This window comes from Heliobacterium chlorum (assembly GCF_014502795.1).
Taxonomy (GTDB): domain Bacteria; phylum Bacillota; class Desulfitobacteriia; order Heliobacteriales; family Heliobacteriaceae; genus Heliobacterium; species Heliobacterium chlorum.
Genome location: NZ_JACVHF010000185.1, coordinates 1 through 388 on the forward strand (window position 1 = coordinate 1; position 388 = coordinate 388).

Consider the following 388-nt stretch of genomic DNA (forward strand, 5'->3'; position numbering starts at 1 on the left):
ATTATAACATGATTCAACATACTCTACCTTCAATTCATATCCCCACAAATAATATTTCACGACATGTAAATGATATTATAGAAACAATTCCCGAGACTGAATTCGATGAATTCAGACATCATCGAGGTGCAACATCATATCATCCAAAAATGATGTTAAAAGTAGTTTTATATGCCTACACACAATCTGTGTTTTCAGGACGTAAGATAGAAAAATTACTTAATGATAATATCCGAATGATGTGGCTATCATAAAATCAAAAGCCTTCTTATAAAACGATTAATCGATTCAAAAACAAATAAAAAAAAATGAAGAATTATAGTTGGGAATATTTCAATGTCCAAATTAATCAAAAGCTTTCAGAACGAAAAGCAAAAACCATCTACAG

The 388-nt window shown here is 29.4% G+C and carries 1 pseudogene; it reads left to right on the forward strand.

The features are described from left to right. Positions 1 to 251, forward strand: a pseudogene (locus H1S01_RS20920) (transposase); the annotation flags it as partial. Positions 252 to 388 lie beyond the last annotated feature (137 nt).